Source organism: Rhodococcus sp. NPDC056743 (genome assembly GCF_042790355.1).
GTDB lineage: Bacteria > Actinomycetota > Actinomycetes > Mycobacteriales > Mycobacteriaceae > Rhodococcus_F.
This window is the reverse complement of record NZ_JBHTZI010000003.1, coordinates 392,113-411,030: the sequence shown is the minus strand read 5'-3', so window position 1 is coordinate 411,030 and position 18,918 is coordinate 392,113. Positions and strand designations below refer to the sequence as shown.

At 61.6% G+C, this 18,918-nt stretch carries 18 protein-coding genes and 1 pseudogene; 12 read left to right on the top strand and 7 right to left on the bottom strand.

The window, feature by feature from the left end:
- Positions 1–17: 17 nt before the first annotated feature.
- Positions 18–1,412, bottom strand: coding sequence for an MFS transporter (locus ACFRFQ_RS09175; protein ID WP_378655918.1), 1,395 nt, complete (start codon positions 1,410–1,412; stop codon positions 18–20).
- 119 nt (positions 1,413–1,531) lie between these two features.
- Here ACFRFQ_RS09175 and ACFRFQ_RS09170 point away from each other — a divergent pair, with 119 nt between their 5' ends.
- Positions 1,532–2,197 (top strand): TetR/AcrR family transcriptional regulator, encoded by a 666-nt coding sequence (locus ACFRFQ_RS09170; protein ID WP_378655915.1) that lies wholly within the window; start codon positions 1,532–1,534, stop codon positions 2,195–2,197.
- 152 nt (positions 2,198–2,349) lie between these two features.
- Here the strand turns inward: ACFRFQ_RS09170 and ACFRFQ_RS09165 are convergent.
- A pseudogene (locus ACFRFQ_RS09165) lies at positions 2,350–2,676 on the bottom strand (transglycosylase family protein); the annotation flags it as partial.
- An 804-nt stretch (positions 2,677–3,480) separates the two neighbouring features.
- Between ACFRFQ_RS09165 and ACFRFQ_RS09160 the strand changes: the two are divergent.
- From ACFRFQ_RS09160 to ACFRFQ_RS09150, 3 genes are all read left to right on the top strand, one after another.
- Entirely contained in the window at positions 3,481–4,167 is a 687-nt protein-coding gene (locus tag ACFRFQ_RS09160; protein WP_378655913.1) for a TetR/AcrR family transcriptional regulator, read from the top strand.
- The gene (locus tag ACFRFQ_RS09155; RefSeq protein WP_378655910.1) at positions 4,164–4,853 is read left to right on the top strand and encodes a hypothetical protein; all 690 of its coding nucleotides are present in this window, start codon (positions 4,164–4,166) and stop codon (positions 4,851–4,853) included. The genes ACFRFQ_RS09160 and ACFRFQ_RS09155 overlap by 4 nt, the downstream gene beginning before the upstream one ends.
- 447 nt (positions 4,854–5,300) lie before the next feature.
- Complete coding sequence (locus ACFRFQ_RS09150) at positions 5,301–5,786, top strand: acetyltransferase (protein ID WP_378655907.1); 486 nt, start codon at positions 5,301–5,303, stop codon at positions 5,784–5,786.
- 53 nt (positions 5,787–5,839) lie between these two features.
- Here ACFRFQ_RS09150 and ACFRFQ_RS09145 read toward each other — a convergent pair whose 3' ends face one another.
- The 3 genes from ACFRFQ_RS09145 to ACFRFQ_RS09135 form a co-directional block, all read right to left on the bottom strand.
- Positions 5,840–6,853: a hemolysin family protein gene (locus ACFRFQ_RS09145; RefSeq protein ID WP_378655905.1), complete on the bottom strand. Its 1,014-nt coding sequence runs from the start codon at positions 6,851–6,853 to the stop codon at positions 5,840–5,842.
- Complete coding sequence (locus tag ACFRFQ_RS09140; RefSeq protein WP_378655902.1) at positions 6,853–8,238, bottom strand: hemolysin family protein; 1,386 nt, start codon at positions 8,236–8,238, stop codon at positions 6,853–6,855. Before ACFRFQ_RS09140 ends, ACFRFQ_RS09145 begins: the two co-directional genes overlap by 1 nt.
- Before the next feature lie 137 nt (positions 8,239–8,375).
- Complete coding sequence (locus ACFRFQ_RS09135) at positions 8,376–8,999, bottom strand: class I SAM-dependent methyltransferase (RefSeq protein WP_378655899.1); 624 nt, start codon at positions 8,997–8,999, stop codon at positions 8,376–8,378.
- Between the two features lie 162 nt (positions 9,000–9,161).
- Between ACFRFQ_RS09135 and ACFRFQ_RS09130 the strand changes: the two genes are divergently transcribed.
- Together ACFRFQ_RS09130 and ACFRFQ_RS09125 are read left to right on the top strand one after the other, a co-directional pair.
- Positions 9,162–9,884 (top strand): hypothetical protein, encoded by a 723-nt coding sequence (locus tag ACFRFQ_RS09130; protein ID WP_378655897.1) that lies wholly within the window; start codon positions 9,162–9,164, stop codon positions 9,882–9,884.
- Positions 9,885–9,920: 36 nt separating this feature from the next.
- Complete coding sequence (locus tag ACFRFQ_RS09125) at positions 9,921–10,580, top strand: response regulator (RefSeq protein WP_378655894.1); 660 nt, start codon at positions 9,921–9,923, stop codon at positions 10,578–10,580.
- A 38-nt stretch (positions 10,581–10,618) separates the two neighbouring features.
- On the opposite strand, the gene ACFRFQ_RS09120 is transcribed toward ACFRFQ_RS09125, so the two are convergent.
- A complete protein-coding gene (locus tag ACFRFQ_RS09120; RefSeq protein ID WP_378655892.1) occupies positions 10,619–11,308 on the bottom strand; it encodes a hypothetical protein in 690 nt (229 codons plus the stop codon).
- Positions 11,309–11,539: 231 nt separating this feature from the next.
- On the opposite strand from ACFRFQ_RS09120, the gene ACFRFQ_RS09115 reads away from it, so the two are divergent.
- The 5 genes from ACFRFQ_RS09115 (at position 11,540) to ACFRFQ_RS09095 (ending at position 17,475) form a co-directional block, all read left to right on the top strand.
- Positions 11,540–12,103: an FxsA family protein gene (locus ACFRFQ_RS09115; RefSeq protein WP_138868606.1), complete on the top strand. Its 564-nt coding sequence runs from the start codon at positions 11,540–11,542 to the stop codon at positions 12,101–12,103.
- A gap of 18 nt (positions 12,104–12,121) precedes the next feature.
- Positions 12,122–13,720: an amidohydrolase gene (locus tag ACFRFQ_RS09110; RefSeq protein WP_378655889.1), complete on the top strand. Its 1,599-nt coding sequence runs from the start codon at positions 12,122–12,124 to the stop codon at positions 13,718–13,720.
- Positions 13,710–15,311 (top strand): apolipoprotein N-acyltransferase, encoded by a 1,602-nt coding sequence (gene lnt, locus ACFRFQ_RS09105; RefSeq protein ID WP_378655886.1) that lies wholly within the window; start codon positions 13,710–13,712, stop codon positions 15,309–15,311. Before ACFRFQ_RS09110 ends, lnt begins: the two co-directional genes overlap by 11 nt.
- Positions 15,304–16,611, top strand: coding sequence for a TerD family protein (locus ACFRFQ_RS09100; protein WP_378655883.1), 1,308 nt, complete (start codon positions 15,304–15,306; stop codon positions 16,609–16,611). Before lnt ends, ACFRFQ_RS09100 begins: the two co-directional genes overlap by 8 nt.
- A 66-nt stretch (positions 16,612–16,677) precedes the next feature.
- A complete protein-coding gene (locus ACFRFQ_RS09095) occupies positions 16,678–17,475 on the top strand; it encodes a hypothetical protein (protein ID WP_378655882.1) in 798 nt (265 codons plus the stop codon).
- Between the two features lie 404 nt (positions 17,476–17,879).
- Here ACFRFQ_RS09095 and ACFRFQ_RS09090 read toward each other — a convergent pair whose 3' ends face one another.
- Entirely contained in the window at positions 17,880–18,218 is a 339-nt protein-coding gene (locus ACFRFQ_RS09090) for an RNA polymerase-binding protein RbpA (RefSeq protein ID WP_033232034.1), read from the bottom strand.
- Between the two features lie 201 nt (positions 18,219–18,419).
- Here ACFRFQ_RS09090 and ACFRFQ_RS09085 point away from each other — a divergent pair, with 201 nt between their 5' ends.
- Positions 18,420–18,761 (top strand): hypothetical protein, encoded by a 342-nt coding sequence (locus tag ACFRFQ_RS09085; RefSeq protein WP_378655878.1) that lies wholly within the window; start codon positions 18,420–18,422, stop codon positions 18,759–18,761.
- Positions 18,762–18,918 lie beyond the last annotated feature (157 nt).

The following is an 18,918-nucleotide window of genomic DNA, read 5'->3' as shown; positions in this document are numbered from 1 at the left end:
GTGCTGAACATCTGAGATCAACGATCCGTTCGTGGGAAGAAGAAGGACAAGACGGTGCCGGCCAGCAGGAGACCTGCGCAGACGAGCAGAGCTTGCGAGTATCCGGAAACCAGCGCTTCCGTCGGTGTGCTCTCGGACCGTGCGGTCACCGAAGCTGCGACGCTCACGAGAACGGCAAGTCCGAGCGAACCACCGATCTGACGTGACGTACTGAGTAGCCCGGATGCCATGCCGACTTCTTCGGGAGGGGCGTCGGCGGTGGCGACGTTACTGAGCGGCATGAACGAGAGACCGATGCCGATGCTGGTCAGCAGTGACGGCGCAATGAGCACAGCCCAGAAGGAACTGTCGACGTTCATGGACGAGAAGACGAAGATTCCGACCGCTGCGAGTGCTGTTCCGATCACGAGTAGTGGCCGAACCCCGTATCGCGGAAGGAGTTTGGTGGATGCGAGGATTCCGACAACCAGGCCGACACAGAACGGCAGGAAAGCCAGACCGGTGGTGGTCGGCGAGTATCCCAGTCCGCGTTGCAGATACAGCGAGACGAAGAAGAACGCACTGAACTGGCCTGCACAGACCAAGCACATGATGGCGTTGGCCAGCCCGATTCGGGGACGAAGCAGAGTGGACAGTCGTACCAACGGTGTGGCGCAGCGGCTCTCGACCACAACAAATGCAGTGAGCAGGACGATCGTGAGCGCGAATCCGCCCAGAACGTAACCCGAAGTCCAGGAATGCGATTCGGTGGCGATGACGGCGCCGACCAGCGCGGTGATTGCGGTCGTCGCCAAGATCGCGCCGGGAAGGTCGAGGGAGCCGCCGCTACTGTGCTGGCCGGCGGGTAGGCCGCGGGCACCGGCAACCGCTGCGACCAGCGCAACCGGTGCGCCGGCGAACATCACCCATCGCCAACTGAACCCTTCGGTGAGAACTCCGCTCAGGACGACACCTGATGCACCGCCAAGCGCCGACGTCATAGCCCCGATTCCAAAGGCTTTTGCCCGCTCACGGCCGGCAGGGAAGGCCTGACTGAGAGCGGCGAGCCCGGCAGGAGCGATCATCGCGGCGCCGACGCCTTGAAGGGCACGCGCTCCGACGAGCATCTCGGCAGAGTTCGAGAAGGTCCCGACAATGCTGACGAGAGCGAACAGCAGCAGCCCCGAGACCAGGACTTTTCGAGTGCCGAGCACGTCGCACAGGCGACCACCAAGGAGAAGGAGTCCACCGAATGCGAGTGCGTAGGCATTGACGACCCACGACAGCCCGGCGTCGGAGAAGCGTAGTGATTCCTGGATGTCGGGCAGCGCGACGTTGATGACTGACATGTCGAATGCCACCAGGAACTGCGCTGCCGCAGCGGTGGCGAGGACCAGGGCAGGCGCGGTTACAGCACGAGTTGTCCGCGTCATTGGGACCGCCTAGTTTGTATACATGTTCTCATAAGTAGTTAGGTTTACCTTGCAAAGGAGGGAGATGCAAGGGGTTCCCCAAGCGAGAGCACTGTGGCAGGGACGCGCACAATCGACGGATGGGCGAAAAGATGGAGCCGAGATCACCACGGCTCGGACGTCCGCCGACGATGACGGCGGAGCAGATAGTGGACGAGGCGAAGCGTCAGCTGGCGTCGGGCGGCGCCGACGCGCTGAGCATGCGCGCTGTGGCAAAGTCGCTCGGCACTACGCCGATGGCGCTGTATCGCCACGTTGGAGATAAGGAACAGCTGATCAGTGCGGTTCTGGACGCATACTCGCAGAATCTCGGCGCCTTGGTGTTGCCTCAGGATCCTGCGGAGTGCCTGCACGTGATCTTTGCCGCCATCTTCGACACTTTGGCGTCGGAGCGCTGGATCATCGAATTGCTTCAGCGTGGTGGACGAGGCGGGAGCGGCGCTTTGATCCTGGTTGATCGAGCCATGGCCGCTTGTGTCGAGTTCGGGATGTCTCCGCGTCGCTCACTGTTGGTTTATCGAGCGCTGTGGAGTTACACACTGGGATCGTTGCTCAATATCTACGACAACGATGCGCGGCCGGAGGGCAGCATGTCACCTCTTGCGATCAAGATCCGGGAAATCGGGTCCGCGGAACTGCCTGTACTCAGCGAGGTGCTCGAAGACTGGCCGGTGGGGACGACGGCTGACGGTTATCTCGAGGGTCTCGACATATTGATCAGCGGATACCTTCGTAGCCCTGTCTGATATCGCTTGCAGTTGGGCTATGTCTCGTCGGGAATCTACTTGAGCTGTGCAGTTTTTCGAGGCTGGATGCTGTTGAAATGGCTCTGCCCGGTGACCGTCGGAGTCGACGGTCACCGGGCAGAGCCGCAATGATTGAGGGTTGGGGATCAGCGCAGGTACTGTCCGCACACCGGCCATGCGCCGGCGCCCTGACCGGCGAGGACGTTTTCCGCGACACGTTCCTGTTCTGCCTGGCTGGCGGTGTGTGCACTGCCCGAGCCGCCGTAGGCCTGCCACGTGCTCTGACTGAACTGGAGTCCGCCGTAGTAGCCGTTGCCGGTATTCGCAGCCCAGTTGCCCGACGATTCGCATTCTGCAACGCCCGACCAGTCGTGGCCGGCAGCAGATGCGGTGCCCGTGCTCAGGCCGAAGGCCCCGGCCGTGAGGGCGCCGGCGGCGGCGACGGAAGCAAGGACGCGAGTGACAGTGTTCTTCTTCATGTAGATAATTCCTTTCCATTTCCGCCAGCGAAGGACGGTGACCGTCTCAGCTCCCACCACAGGGGATGTTGTCGAATCCGAATCACGGGGTGGGGCTGGCGGTGGCGATCCGGTAATGCCCGGTTGCTTGGGCTCACTCCAAGGTAGGTCACTGTCACGGATTGGTCACGGGTCGGCGTGTCGACGCGCGTTTGTGCAACGGATATGCATCGGAACGCGTCTTTGCAGGTCGATTGCCGTTATCGGAGCCTTTTGGGCGTTACAGAATTGAATTGAGATGTGATGTATATCACGCTGCAAACGGTCTCGGATCGTCCGATTTGCCTCGATTCGGGTGGGTTGTGACGCTGAAATGACCGTCGAAGTCGACAACCGACCGAACAGATTTTCCTTGTGAGCCAGCAGATTTGGGGTTCTGTCTGACCGCTTCGCGATGCCGTGTCCTTTCGATATCGAATCAGGAAGTCTGCGGCCGGCAGTCCAGTGGTGGAAGAGGGCAGAGGCCCAGCGATCCATCGCGTTTTCAGTAGCTCAAATGGCAGACGGTCCGTCAGCGCAATTGCGTGAAGGGAGGTTCTTGGAGTTGCAGTGCAGACGAAAATGAACCGCGCTGTCCATTCTGTTCACTCAGGTGCAGTGTCTCGCGATCGTTTGTTGGTGCGGCACCGATCGTGAGACAACCCCACATTCGATTGAATGCGGCCTTGGCCGCGGGATTACCACCCTCACTCTGGTGACGGTCAGGACACGTCGTTCTGCGCTTTCACCTTGCCGTCTACTGGTTATTCATATAAATTTCTGGTTGTGCGTATAGCAACAGCAGATGACCTGCCTCGCGTGTCCTTCATCGAAGCTGCCCGGCGTGCACAGATTATTGATGCGACAATTTCGGTTGTCGCCGAAAGCGGCTACAAGGCAGCGTCATTCGCCCGCATCGCGAAACGTGCGTCGATCAGCCCAGGGCTGATCACCTACCACTTCGACAAAAAGGAAGCACTGATGCGGGCGGTGCTCGCGACCGTCGAAGCACGACTGGACGCCGCAATGGCCGATCAATCAGATGCCGGCGATGAAGACAGCTACCCCGCCGCACTCGAAGGCATGCTGACGCGCTTCGTCCATTACTGCGCGCGCGATGGTGACCAGGTCAGCGCAATGACCGAGATACGCAGGGAGGTTGCCGTCGCGGAGGTCCGCGATGCGGTTGCGGCCAGTCACCGATCCGGCACCGGCGAATTGGTCAGCTTCATCGAAGAAGGCCAAGCCTATGGCCAGTTCCGTGAGATCGATGCTGCGCTCTATGCATCGGTGCTGACGTCAGGGATGGGTGAAGTGCCAGGGCTCTTACGCGGCCGAGAGCCAGAACAAATTGCGGTGTTTGCCGAGCAATGGTCCTCGCTGTATGTCCACGCGATCGCTTCGAACGCTACCGAGGCTGGTTCTGCAGGCGTTCGGCCTATCGACAAACAACCAGGAGTGGATCGGATATGACTGCCACACTCGACAAGACAACAGTGCGTCACTCGACAGCTCTGCACCTAGCGCTGTGGACGATATTGCCGGCGGTCGGGGCCCTGGTGGGCTTCGCTCTCAGCCGCGTCCCCACCTGGATCGCAGCGTTGGCTTGGTTTCCGAACCAAGCCAAGATCACCGAACTCGCTGATGTCATCGGATTCAAGACGACACTGGTACTTGTCATCGTTGGCTCTCTGGCCGGCTGTTTCCTCTCCGTCATGGTCTACGACCACATCGTGTCCGTCACGATCGACGACGAGAACGTCACGATCAAGCGAAGCGACAAGGAAACGACACTCTCCGCCACTGATGTGAACTGCGCATTCGTCGACGAGGGGCATCTGGTCCTGTTGGGCTCCGCGAGTGAGGAACTCGCGAGGGAAAAGACGGGTCTATCACTCGCCGCACTTCAAGTTGCATTCGCTTCACACGGCTATTCGTGGCGCGAGCGCGACCCATACGCCGATTCGTTCACACGGTGGGTCGACGGGGCGTCCGGGCTGTCCCAGGATGCGAACGCGATACTGAGGGCCCGCCAAATTGCTCTGGACGGCGGCGATTCAGCGGATCAACAAGAGCTGCGAACTGAACTGGCTCGCCACCGCATTGTCGTTCGCGATGGCGGCAAGCGTCAGTACTGGCGCCCTCTTGCGAGCAAGTGACCGGACATATCGCCCGGATCTCGTGATCAGACAGCGCGTAACCGCATTCCTTCCAATCGCAAATGGACACAGGGGCCCGCAGAAAACCGGGCGCGAGAGCACCTTCACTCGTACACCAGAGAACACGGCGGAGCTACCTTCGTCACAACTGTGATGCCGAAACGGTGTGGGTGTTGCTCGCGTGCCGCGTCAAGGTCACTTCTGCGGTCAGCGGCCTTGTCGCCGCGAGTCCGAAGTGAACGCCGGCGGGAGTACGCAGGCCGATCCAGGTGTGTCGATGGCTGTCAGGTTGCTCATGCGTTCCTTGGCTCGGTGAGTGCGGTGTACCAGTCGTTCTTCACACTGACGGGTGGGGTGAACGCAGCTGTCTCATCGATCAGAGAATACTTGGCGGAGGCCGTAATTCAGTTGACGACCCGTTGCCGGCCGTCCGTAATATCGAACTTCATGCGCACGTCGAAGGAATTCGTTCTCCGCCCGTGTGAGGCCGAAAGTGAGTGGCCGGCGCTCGTTCGCATCTGGCGGAGCGCCGTCGAAGCAACCCACGACTTTCTGACCGCCGAGGATGTCGACTTCTATGAATCTCGGATGATCAGTGATTATTTCCCAGCGGTCGAACTGACGGTTGCAGCGGTTGAGGAAACTCCCGTGGCGTTCTCAGGGCTTGTGGGCAATTCACTCGAGATGCTGTTCGTCGACAGTTCCTACCGTGGGCATGGTGTTGGTTCCGCGCTTCTGGCGCGTGCGATCGACCGCCATCCGCATCTCCGTCTGGACGTGAACGAGCAGAACCCGCAAGCTGTCGGCTTTTATCAGCGCCACGGTTTTGCCGTCCTGAGTCGATCGGCAACCGATGCAGACGGGCGCCCGTTCCCGATCCTTCACATGGGGCGGTCAACCATTGGGGCTGACACCCCGATCGGACTTGGCTGACCACCCCGCGAGATGCACTACGCCGCACGGAGAACCCGGTGAAAACGATCACTTCACGCCGCTTGTTCAACCTTCGGAAACAGCCGAGCGAGAACGTCAGCCAGAGTGATTATCCCAACGGTTGTCCCGTTGTCGGTGACGACCGCCAGATGATTTCGGGTTTCCCGCATCGATGCGAGTGCGAGGTGGACCGGGGTATCGGATGCGAGCGTGAACGCCGGTCGCATGATGTCTGCTGCGCGGGCGTCGTCGGGCTGGAGCAGGGTATCTCGGACATGGAGAATTCCGAGAGGAATACCGTTGTCGCGAACCAGGATTCGTAGATGCCCTGATTGCTTCGAAACCCTGCGAACCTGATCGAGTGGGGTGCCTGAAGTGACCGAGGTGGGCTCCTTGTCGCTGCGCAGAAGGTCGCGCACTGTCAGCGTCTGCATATCGAGAGCTCCGGACAGCTGAGCCGAGTAACTGGCGTCGAGTGCTCCCACATTCGCCGAGTGTTCTACCAAGTGCCGCAGGGCCGCGGGATCCTGCCCGCTGCCGATGTGTGCAACGGGTTGAACACCAACTTTGATCAACAACCAGTTCGCCATCGAGTTCAAAGCCTGAAGCAGCGGCCGTGTGAGCCACATGAACCCGCGCATCGGTATGGCAAGCATCGTCGCCGATTTCTCGGGGTGGGCAATGGCCCATGACTTCGGGGCCATTTCACCGACAACCAGATGGAGGAACGTCACGATGATCAGGGCCAGGACGAAGCCTGCGACGTCCGCCACCCAGAGCGGCATTCCCCAATTCGAAAAAGCGGGGGTCAGCCAGTGGTGGACGGCAGGTTTGGTGATCGCGCCGAGCGCCAGCGTGCAGATGGTGATGCCCAGCTGGGAGCCGGCGAGCAGCACCGTCAATTCGGATGAGCTGCGTAAGGCAGCGCGGGCTGCGCGACTGTTCGGCGCTGCATCCTCGAGACGGTGCCGTTTGGCGGAGATAAGCGCGAATTCGACGGCGACGAAGAAAGCGCTGAGTGCGATCAGTGCGACCGTGATCGAGAGAATTATCCAGGGGTTGTCCATCACTTCGCCTCCTTGGCGGTCGCGTCGGCGGACTGAGGTATGTCGTCGACCTGAATGCGCAGCGATGACGGGACATGTCGATCAACCGAGAGAACCTCGATGACCACTGAGCGGCGGGGCGGGTTGTCGTCGGAGATAAGGTCGGCAGGGTCGGGCGGCAGCTCGACACGGATCTGCGCGCCAACGGGCGGCAGTTCCCCGTAGTGGGCGATGGTGAACCCGGCAATCGTCTCGTAGTCGCCTGCGGGCAAGTCGCGGCTGATGGTGCGTTCGACCTCGTCGAGGTGTGTGCCGCCGGCGACAATCCACGGTCCGTCCGCAGAGGGGAGTTCGAACGGAAGGTCCGGATCGTGTTCGTCGGTGATCTCTCCGACGATCTCCTCGGCAATGTCCTCGAGCGTGATGACACCAGCGAAACCTCCGTATTCGTCGATGACACAGGCGAGTTGGTTTTTGGTGTCAGTGAGTTCGGTCAAGGCTTTCGGGAGCGGCAATGTGGTGGGGAGAACGAGAGCGGGACGGGCCAGGGAGCGCACCGTCGAGTCGCTGGTTGCTGTCATCGTGAGCACGTCGTGCAGATGGATGACACCGACAATATCCTCCGAATCGTCGCCGACGACAGGGTAACGGGAGTGTCCCGTTCCCATACGTGCGATGACGTCGTCGAGGGAGTCGTCGACGCGGACTGTGTCCACGTGTGTGCGAGGAATCATCGCGTGCTCGACGGGGCGGGTGGGGAAATCGAGAATACGGTCGAGCAACGTCGACAACTCCGGCGGCAACTCGCCGGTTTCACGGGACTCGGCGACGATGTGTTCGAGGTCGCGGGCAGAAGCAGAGTGTTCCACGTCATGCACCGGTTCGATCTTCAAGGCGCGCAACAGCACATTCGATGCTTGGTCGAAGATCCAGATCAACCACCCGAACAACTTGAGGTAAATCGTGGTCGAGCGGGCCAGCCACCGAGCCACCGGCTCTGGCCGAGCGATCGCAAGGTTCTTGGGGAAGAGCTCACCGAAGAGCATCTGTACCAGTGTGGAGAAGAGAAGCGCGAGGACGGCGCCGATCGCCAACCCGACTGCTGTCGGGACGCCGATGCCGCCGAACATCGTCCCCAACGAGTTACCGATGAGTGGTTCGGCGACGTAACCGACGAGAAGTCCGGTCACTGTGATCCCGAGTTGGGCGCCGGAAAGCATGAACGATGTGCGACGGGTAACCGCGAGAGTTCGTCTGGCTCCGGCGTCGCCGCTTTCGGCGAGCGAGTTGAGGCGGGAGCGGTCGACGGCCATGTAGGCGAATTCTTGCGCGACGAAGTATCCGGTCACTGCGGAGATAAGCAGTACGACCACTACTCCGAGCAGCAGTGTCAGTGCGATCATCATGAGCCGGACACCTCGTCATCACGTTTCGCTACGCAGTGGGTGGTATCCGGCCGGGGTCTGTGTCTGTCCATGGTGCTCTCTGTAGGGGTGTGAAAACTTCTCCTTTACTCTACGTTTACCGTGAGCTGAAAGTTCCCTCAGGGGATCATGGGTGCGGCACACCCGAGCGAGAGGGCGCCCATGATTTTCGGGACGCCCTTTTGATAGAAGGTATCGAGGTCGCGGATTTCGAATCCAGCGGCTCGGACAAGTGCAGGGATCTCACGGGTGAGATGGCAACCGCCCGCGACAGCTTTCTGGATCGGTTCGAAGCGGTGCTGTCGGCGTCGAACATTCTCGTCCGGAGCCAGACCGTGTTCGACAAAATGCAAGGTACCGCCAGGTTTGAGGACCCGTCGAACCTCGCGCAGCGCGGCGTGTGCGTCGGGGATCGTGCACATCGTCCAGGTGGACAGTGCGGTGTCGAAGGTGTTGTCGGGAAAGGGAAGTGACTGGCCGTCGAGTCCGGAGCGCTCGACGGGTATCGGCGACGCCGCGAGCCGTGCGCTTGCCAGTTTCCAGCCGAGGTCGGCCGGTTCGACAGCGCTGACGGAATCGATGGTGTTCGGATAGAACGGGACGTTGAGTCCGGATCCGAACCCGATTTCGACTACTCGGCCGTGTAGGTCGGCGCAGACTCGCTTGCGGGACGGTTCGGTCAGCGACATCCCGCAGGTGATGTTCACCAGCCGTGGAACGAAGTGATCCTCGTAGAACCTCATGACAGCCTTCCCATCTTCCGGTTGCTGTACATCCAGCATTTCAGAATCCCGGCCGATGTTGCACCCGCTCACGTCGCTGGATTTGTGCACATCGCAGCACGCCGGTGTCGACGTCGAAACGGGGTAACCACCGAAAGGGGATGGATTCGGAGAGGACGAACAATGACCGACAATCCACGTTCGATTGCTGAGCGCGCCAGAGATGTTCCTCCCGGCGATGGACAAGAACGGTTCGCCGGATACGGAGTAATGGGGCAGCCGTTTGCAAGTGGCCACTACCTGGCGTTGCGGCATTTTCCCGCCAGTTCTGTCGGGGCCGGGTACGACGCGGTGTGGCATCGAGATCCCGCCGGAAGCTGGGTCATTTACAGCAGCAACCCACCCGAGACCAGCTGTGCCCGCTACTTCGGCTCGGATCTCGCGGCCGCACGAACAGCAGAGATCACGGTGACGTGGGCGGGCCCGTCGACCTTCACTGCCCGGGTGGACGAGTCACTCGTCTGGGAACTCGAACTGGGCCGATCAGTTGCCACTGCCGCAATGACGGGCCTGGGCAGGCTCATGCCGGAGGCGTTATGGCGCAGTGATGGCGTCCTGTCCGCGATGGGACGCGCCGCTGGACCTGCGCTGGGCGTCGGCCGGGTGAAATTGACCGGCACGACCCCGAACGGTCAGTGGTTTAGAGCCAATCCGCGGATGTTGTGGACCGTCGAGCGAAGTCGGGCGAGTATCGACGGGGTCGACATCGGACCGCCCGGTCCGCTGCCTCAACAGGCGCGCCTCGGAGACTTCTGGCTTCCGCAGCGCGGCATGTTCGTGGTGGGCGAATCCTACTTCGAGGCCTACGACGCCACCCGACATCAGCCGGCCCGGCGGAGTGGCTGAGTCGCATCAGCTCTGTCGGCCCGATAGGTTTACGCGGTGCCTATCTCCGTGCTGATTGTCGACGACCAGGAACTCATGCGAATGGGCCTCAATATGGTCCTCGCGGCAAACGAAGATATTTCCGTCGTCGGTGAGGCCGGGGACGGCGCGGCTGCCCTTGCCTCGGCGATCGCGCTGAAGCCGGATGTCGTGCTGATGGACGTTCGGATGCCGATCGTCGACGGGGTCAGTGCAACCGAGCAGATTCTGGCGTCGGGGATCGATTCGCGTGTCCTGGTGATGACAACGTTCGACCTCGACGAACATGCGCTCGGCGCGTTGCGGGCCGGCGCCAGTGGGTTCCTGCTCAAGGACACCCCGCCCGAGGATCTCGTGTCCGCGATCCGCAGCGTTGCTGCCGGGGATGCTGTGGTGTCGCCCAAGGTGACGCGAAGGTTGTTGTCTCGCTTTATCGTTGACGGCCCGGCGCCGCGGCGCGATCCGATTGTTCTCGATGTGTTGACCGAGCGTGAACGGGAAGTGCTCAGCCATATCGCGACAGGTCGATCCAACACGGAAATCGCTCAGGAGCTGTTTCTGTCCGAATCGACGATCAAGTCTCACGTCGGGCGCATTCTGACCAAGCTGGATCTTCGTGACCGTGTGCAAGCAGTCGTGCTGGCCTACGAGACCGGGTTGGTTACTCCCGGCTCGTAGGCGGCGGTCGCCGGCCCGACCAGCCAGTCGATTCAGGCTCAGGCGTCGAAGGAGCCGACCGTCGGAAGCACGATGCAGGATTTTCCGTCGGTGTAGTCGACTTTGCCGAACATCGCGGCGAGAACCTTGCCGTCGCCGGTGTCGACCACTGTCGACATCAGAGGAACGTCGCCGAAGGATTCGTCGAGAGGAACAATGCCGCCCTTGAACGTGCTGGTGTTGATCCACGCGACACTCAACTCGGATGTCTCCGGAATCCCGATGTACGCGGGAAGCGCTTGGAACCGGAGTTGGTTGTCTTCCACCCACGGTGGCAACGGAAAGTTGGGTCCCGACTGCGCCGTTGCGAGAGTCACGGTCGCCATCTGTCCGTCGAGCCCACAGCCGACCGTCGGTGCGGGATACATGAACGATGCCGGTGTGGTGACGCCGAAATCGGGGAGGTCGAAAGCTGACGCGATCTGGTCAGCTGCCGCCGTGCCGATCAATTGATTCAACGCAGCAGTTGCCTCGGGCGAGATTGCGGCGGCTTGACCGATCAGTGCTGCGAGGTCGGTGGGCACATTGATCTCGATAGGCACCGTGAACTCGGCAGGTGCCTCGGGATCTGCTGCCGCGGTACCGGCTCCGAACAGGGCAGATCCTGCAGTCAGGGCTACGACGGCGGCAGCGCCGGCAAGCGCAGCGGGTAGACGTCGGGAAAGTCTCTTGCCGGGGAGTCGGCTCATGTCGGGCTCCTTCACGTTCACTGGGTCCGCTGGAAAGCGGGCTGAAACGACTTGACCACATGCAGAGTCTAAAGGTCAACTTTAGGGTTAGATCGTTAGCGGAGCGTTAGTTACCGCGACGCACACCGATTGAAGCGCCGAAGTGACTCACTACACAGGCAATGTCGGGGGCTCGGGAGAAAAACCGGACCGTCGTGCGTTGTACTGGTAGACCGTCTGAAAGGGGACGTCATGATCGCCGCCTTGTTCCTGCTTTACGTGATCGTCGAGATCGCCGCACTTGTCATCGTGGGCAACGCCATCGGCATTGCCTGGACGATCCTGCTCTTCCTGGCCGGTTCACTGGTCGGGTTGGTGCTCATGCGTTCACAGTGGCGCAAAGTCATGGACGGATTCCGCAAAGCAACACGCGGCGAAGGTTCGCCATCGCTTGCTGTCGCAGACGGCGCCCTCGTGGCCGCTGGTTCTGCGTTGATGTTCGTCCCCGGCCTTGTCACGTCGGTCCTGGGTCTGCTTCTGCTGATTCCCCCGACCCGGTGGGCACTGCGTCCTCTGGCTGTACTTCTGGCGGGTAAACGTGCGGCAGCGTTCGCAGCAGGTGGTGACGCCTTTGCCGGCACCGTCGGATACGCAGCACGGATGCGCGGAAACGGTGAGGTCATCGACGGCGAGATCATTGTCGAAACACCTACCGCGACCACCGAATATGTCGCAAGCAACGGCAAAGAACTCGTCCTCGAAGGTGAGATTCTCGACACGGATACACCTACCCGTTCGCGGGGGCCGCAGTACTAGCAGGCAGACTTGGCGTTTGTGACTACTCGACTGCTGGTCAACGGCCGGATCTACAGTTCCTTTGCACCTGACGCGACTTCACTCGCCATCACCGACGGCACCGTCGTCTGGGTAGGTGACGAACGCGCCGGAAGGGCACTGCATCCCGGCGCCGAGATCGAAGATCTAGACGGTGCGTTTGTCACCCCGGGTTTTGTCGACACTCACGTCCACATCACTGCTCTGGGATTGTCGATTGTCGGACTTGATCTCGTCGGCACGCAGTCGCTTGACGAATGCCTTTCGCGGGTAACGGCATTCGCTGACGCCAACCCGGACGCCGTCATCTGGGGACACGGTTGGGACGATACCGAGTGGGCCGACAGTACTGCGCCGTCGACGGCTGACCTCGATACAGCAGCTCCCGGTCGCAAGGTGTATCTCTCCAGGATCGACGTACACTCGGCAGTCTGCTCCAGCACACTGCGGGACGGGATCGAGGGACTGGCCAACGAGGCCGGTTACTCGCCCGACGGCCCGCTCACCTTCGACGCTCACCACCTCGCCCGCGCCGCCGCACGCAACCTCCTCACAGCAGATCAGCGTGCCGCGGCACGCACCGCGGCTCTCGATCTCTGCGCGTCACGCGGCATCATCGCCGTGCACGAGTGCGGCGGCCCGGACATCTCGGGCCTCACCGACTTCCAGGAACTCCTTGCCCACGATCACGGCGTCGAGGTCCGTGGTTACTGGGGTCAGCACGTCAGCACCGCGGAAGACGCGCAGGCGCTCCTCGACAAGACCGGCGCTCACGGACTTGGCGGCGACCTCTTCATCGACGGTTCACTGGGATCGCATACTGCCTGGCTCACCGAACCCTATGCAGATCAACCGGATTCGACCGGTAACGCCTACCTCGGTGTCGACGGCATCGCAGCGCACATTCGCGCCTGCACCCTCGCCGGCATCCAAGCCGGTTTCCATGCAATCGGTGATGCCGCCGTCTCGGCTGCGGCGCAAGCCTTCCGGCAGGTTGCCGATGAACTCGGCGGACCCAAGGTTGCAGCACTGGGGCACCGCCTCGAGCACGCCGAAATGATGTCGATCGCCGACGCCGAAACCTTTGCCTCGCTGGGCGTCATCGCCAGCGTCCAGCCGGTTTTCGACGAGCTGTGGGGCGGCACCGACGGCTTGTACGCCACCAGGCTGGGCAGCGAACGCGCCGTTGCGCTGAACCCGTTTGCCCCGGCAGCATCCACCGGCGTCTCCCTCGCCTTCAGTTCCGACGCCCCGGTCACTCCGGTGGAACCGTGGGCGATGCTGCGCGCCGCTGTGCATCACCGCACCGACGGAAGTGGCATCTCACCTCGCGCAGCGTTCTCAGCCGCAACCCGCGGCGCCTGGCGCGCCGGTGGCGTGCGCGACGGCGCGGCCGGAACTCTCAACCCGGGCGCACCGGCGTCGTACGTCATGTGGGAAGCGGGCGACCTCGAGGTGAGCGCTCCCGCCGACTCGGTCCAGCGATGGTCGACCGATCCGCGCTCGCGCGTCCCGGCACTACCGAAGCTCGACGCCGACGCGCCGGCCCCGGTGTGCGTTCGATCGGTGCATCGCGGACGCGTCGTTTATGAGCGTTGAGCCCGTTGTCGGTGAACGCACCCGACTGACGGCCCTGTTGACTGATTCGATCTGGTTGCGGTCGCTCTACTCGGCTGCCGGTGGATTTCTGATCTTCGCCGGATTTCCGCCACGGCCGCTGTGGTTTCTCGCTCCGGTGGGCATTGCTCTCCTGACGTGCGTGCTCACGAACTTCGGTCGCGGGGGACTGAGGCTGCGAGCCGGCTTCGGATACGGCTACCTGGCGGGTCTCGGGTTCCTGATTCCGCTGCTCCCGTGGATCGGTGTGTTTGTCGGCGCGATGCCGTGGCTAGCTCTTGCCGCGGTGGAATCACTGTTCATCGGATTGTTCGGACTCCTGGCAGTATTGGTGTCGCGCTTGCCGTGGGCGCCGCTGTGGATTGCCGCCACCTGGACTCTGACCGAGTGGCTTCGCTCGAGCGTTCCGTTCGGCGGATTCCCCTGGGGCAGGCTTGCATTCGGCCAATCCGAAGGCTTGCTTCTCCCGTTGGCCAGTATCGGCGGAGCGCCACTGCTCAGTTTTGCGGTTGCACTCACGGGGACAGGGTTGGCTGCGCTGGCAATTGCCGTTGCAGGCAAACGCTGGGACAGGGGAGTCATCGGAGCTGTTGCCGCGGCCGTCGTACCGGTTCTGCTGGCTGTAGTCGTGTCGCCGTTTCTCGCGACCATGGACTCCAGTGAGAAGACGATTACCGTCGCCGCAATTCAGGGCAGTGTCCCGCGGTTGGGGTTGGACTTCAACTCCCAGCGCAAACAGGTGCTCGACAACCATGTTGCCGAAACCCTCAGGCTCGCCGACGAGGTCGACGCCGGACGCGTCAAACAACCCGACATTGTCATCTGGCCGGAAAACGCGTCGGACATCGATCCGTTGCGCAACGTGGACGCAGCCGCCGACATCACTCGCGCGTCCGTGTCGATCGGTGCGCCGATCCTGGTCGGTACCGTGCTGGTCAACGCCGATCGGACGACCACCAACTCCGTGATCGTCTGGGACGGAAACAAGGGGCCGCAGGAACAGCACGACAAGAAAATCATCCAGCCGTTCGGCGAGTACCTGCCGTACCGCGATTTCTTCCGGAAGTTTTCCGAGTATGCCGACCGGGCAGGCAACTTCGTACCCGGCGACGGCAATGGCGTTGTTCACGCTGCCGGCGTGCCTATCGGCATCGCCACGTGTTACGAAGTGGCCTTCGACCGGGCCTTCCAGGAATCCGTCCGTAACGGCGCTCAAATTCTTGCCGTACCGACCAACAATGCGACGTTCGGCGATACGGAGATGACGTACCAGCAGTTGGCGATGTCGCGTGTACGTGCCGTCGAACACGGCCGAGCGGTTGTCGTCGCAGCTACCAGCGGTGTCAGTGCCATCATCTCGCCGGACGGTTCCGTCACCTCGGAAACTGATCTGTTCGTACCCGAGTACCTGGTTGCCGACGTGCCACTCTCGACCGGCACCACCTTTGCAACAAAGCTCGGCCCCGCGCCCGAGGTAGTCCTGTGCCTCCTCGCTGCGGGCGCCATAGTGATGGCAGTGATTTCCCGACGACGTGACCCAGCCCTTCCCGAAACAGGAGAGAGCAATGACTGACGTAACCAAGGGCTCGAAAACCGATCTGGTCGATTCGAGTTACACCATCGCGCTCGACACCGGAAGCGTTCGTGGTGTTGTGGACATCGCGGCGGTCCTGCTCGGCGCCGATGGCAAAGTCCGGACCGACGACGACTTCGTCTTCTTCAACAACCCGAAAGCACCGGGCGTTGCACTCGTGTCGGACGAGACGATCACCATCGACCTCGCGGCTCTGCCCGCCGACGTTCACCGCGTGCTGATGACCGGCAGCACCGAGGCGCAGGGCAAGAACTTCTCGGACGTCTCCTCGATCCGCGTCGACGCTCATGGCACGTCGCAGCAGTTGTCTTTTGTGCCAACAGGTTTGACCACGGAAACGGTGCTGCAATTGGTAGCCCTGTATCGCCGCGGCGCAGGGTGGCGTCTGGACGCCGTCGGACAGGGGTATAGCGCCGGTTTGGCAGCTTTTGCCGCCGAACACGGTATCGACGTCGATGACGACGAGCCAAGTGCTGCTGTGGCACCAGAGCCACCCGTTGTCAGTGCGGCTCCGACGATCAGTTTCGAGAAAGTTTCCGTCAGCCTCACCAAGGATTCACCGGACAAGACAGCGCGCATCGACCTGCGTAAGAGCCAGGGCGATCCGAGTTGGGTACTGACCGTCGGCCTGGAATGGGACGGCCGCGGGGCGACGTACGACGGAAACGGCAAGGTCAAGAAGTATGGCGAAGGAGACCTCGACGTCTACTTCTTCTGCCGCAACGAAGAGACCAACGACTACGTTGTCATCAGCGGAGAGCCGAATCATCGCGGTGGACTTGAAACGTGGCCGCACATCTACCACTACGGCGACAGCGCCGGTCCCGGCAAGGGAAAGAAGCCGGCTGTCGAGCAGGTCCGCGTGCTGCCACAAGAGAACGGCGATCTGCTGGTCAACGTCTATCAGAGCGTGGACAACGGGGCAGGTGCCATCGACTCGTTCGGCAAACCTCGCGTCGCCATTCGCTACGGCAAGGCCGGCAAGGACGGGCTCCCCGGTCCCGACGCCGACGAGATCCTCGTGTTCGTCGGCAACGGCAAGAACTCGTTCTGGGCGACCATCGCGCACATCGACGTCCAAGACGGAGTTCTGACCGTCGACGGCGAGACTCGGTACAGCCGAACGCTCAGTGAGCGCATGCCAGGTCTGGACGCCGACGGTCAGTGGGTGCAGCGGCCGAAATCGGGACCGACCGGACGCAGTAAGAAAGCGAACAAGGGCATCGGACTCGACAAGTACGCCGGCAAATGCGAACCAGGGGGTAAGAAACGCCGCTAAAAGGGGCTTGCGGTCTTCTATTTCGGGTATTCGCCATGACACCGAGCCGAGCAAAGGGCGTTTCCCATGATCGAAGATCAGAGTGTCATCCGCAAAACCAGCGTTGTCGACGAGGTTCTGCGGTCTCCACTTGCTGGACTGTCGCCGTGGATTCTGCTCTCGTTGTTGTCCGGACCAGGGCGCTTCGAAGAATCCGCGGCGGCGGCACTCGGGCTATCGCTGCTGATACTGGCCGCAAATCATCGGCGGGGCGGCACTCTGAAACTGCTGGAACTGTTCGATGTCCTCTTCTTCGGCGTTCTCGCAGGAATCGGTCTGTTCGCGTCGGCAAATACGATCGAGTGGTTCGAATTATGGGGCGGTGAGCTCACCAATGTCGCGCTTGTTGTCTTCGCTTTCGGATCGATACTGCTCCGCAACCCGTTCACCATGCAATATGCAAAGGAATCCACCCCGCAGGAGTACTGGACCACGTCACTGTTCTTGCGGATCAATTACGTCATCACCGCGGTCTGGGCGCTGGCCTTCACCTGGTCCGCGATTGTCGGACTGATCGGCGACGCAGTGTTAGGCGACAGCGGCAATTTCTGGACGGGTTGGATTCTGCAGTTGGCGGGCACGTTCTTCGCTATCTCATTCACCGAGTGGTATCCGAGCTACGCCCGGAGCAAGGCCGGCCAAGCACTCGGGTTTCCGGTCGAGCCACCGGAATCCATTGCTCGACTGTTCGATTTCGTCCCTGTTTTCGTAGCAGTCACCGGCATGGCGGGATTGGTGACGGACTCGACGCCGGTCTCCCTGGGAGTCGCGCTGATTGTGGTGGGAGCAGCGGGATACGTGGCGATGCGTCGCTGGACGACCTAAGCGCACTCGAGCAGGCAGCTGGGTCCCTTTTCCTCGAGTGAGCATGGCTTTCACGGCGTTGGAGGCGGTGCTCACTTCGAAGAAGATGTGTTCACTCGCGTACTGACTGTGCTCGGTCTGTGACGTTTGGCATTCGAGCCGTCCGGGGATACAGCAAACACTGGTACAGATATCCGTGTCGATGGCTTTCCCCGCGCACAACGCGAGGAGCGCTACCGGCACGGGTGCTTGTCTGACCGATGAAAACTGCTGAGCGGGAGCGCTTTCGGAGGACGTCGGCGTCGAAGAAGGGTTCGTGAACAATGGCTGCAACACAAGGACCGCATCGGCATCGAACGCAACGAGAAAGACCGCCCGGCAACTGGCCGGACGGTCTTCGACGTGCAACTTGTGGTGCTAGCGCATCACGCTCCGCGGCGCTTGGCCTTCAGAAGATCGAGACGCTCTTTCAGAAGTTCTTCGAGTTCTTCGACGGAACGACGCTCGAGCAGCATGTCCCAGTGGGTACGCGGCGGCTTGACCTTCTTGGCTTCGGGCGCAGTGCCCTCCATGAGGGAACCCTCGAGGCCGTTACGGCACATCCACGTACCGGGGATCTCGGCGTCGTCGGCGAACGGGATGTCAAAGATCTCACCGTTGTCGCACTTGTACTTCGCCATACGACGGGGGGCGAGGTCATGGTCACGGTCGGTCTCGTAGCTCACAGCTCCGAGTCGGCTACCTCGAAGTACGCGATCTGCCATGGTGGTGTCCTCTCTTCGTTCGTCACCGCTGGTGGGCGCCCTGTCTTGGGGAGTAGACGCTCACACTCATCTACAACGCCACGAGCACCGGATTGGTTCCCGTGTGGCGAGAAGACGCAACCTCCCCATCTTACCGGGTACTGCGCGCGCACATCCGAGTGGACATCGAGGGCGTCGGAATCTCGAGTAAAGTGTCATGCCATGACCTCGAGCACGCGCCCCAGAAGCGCCGGTAGTCCTTGCGCGTGGTGCGGTCGTGGCGTGGCAGCTGTGGGCGTCGGCCGGCGGCGTCGTTACTGCTGTCAGTCGTGTCGTCAGCGTGCGTACGAGCAGCGCAATGCGGTGAAAGGCACCAGCGTTCCAGCGGATGCGGTCATTCTGACGGCGACCGAGGCTGTCGAGCTGGTGGACCGAATGTTCGAAGTACGGTGTGCTGCCGAGGATGTTGCCACTGCGGTCGCCGAAGGCGCTGATTCCGCCGAACTTCTCTCGTTGTGCGAGCAGTTGACGGCACTCGCGCGCGAAGCCGAACGCTTTCGATGAACCCGTGATTTCTTTGGATCGACGCGGTGTTTCGATCCTCCCCGTCTGGGCAATCACTTCGTAGCCGTGTGCGCAGCACCGTGAATAAGCGGTGGGTACACGAGGCAACACAACTTAAATCCTTCAGTTCGGACCTTCGGGGAGGTTCGAACTGCGA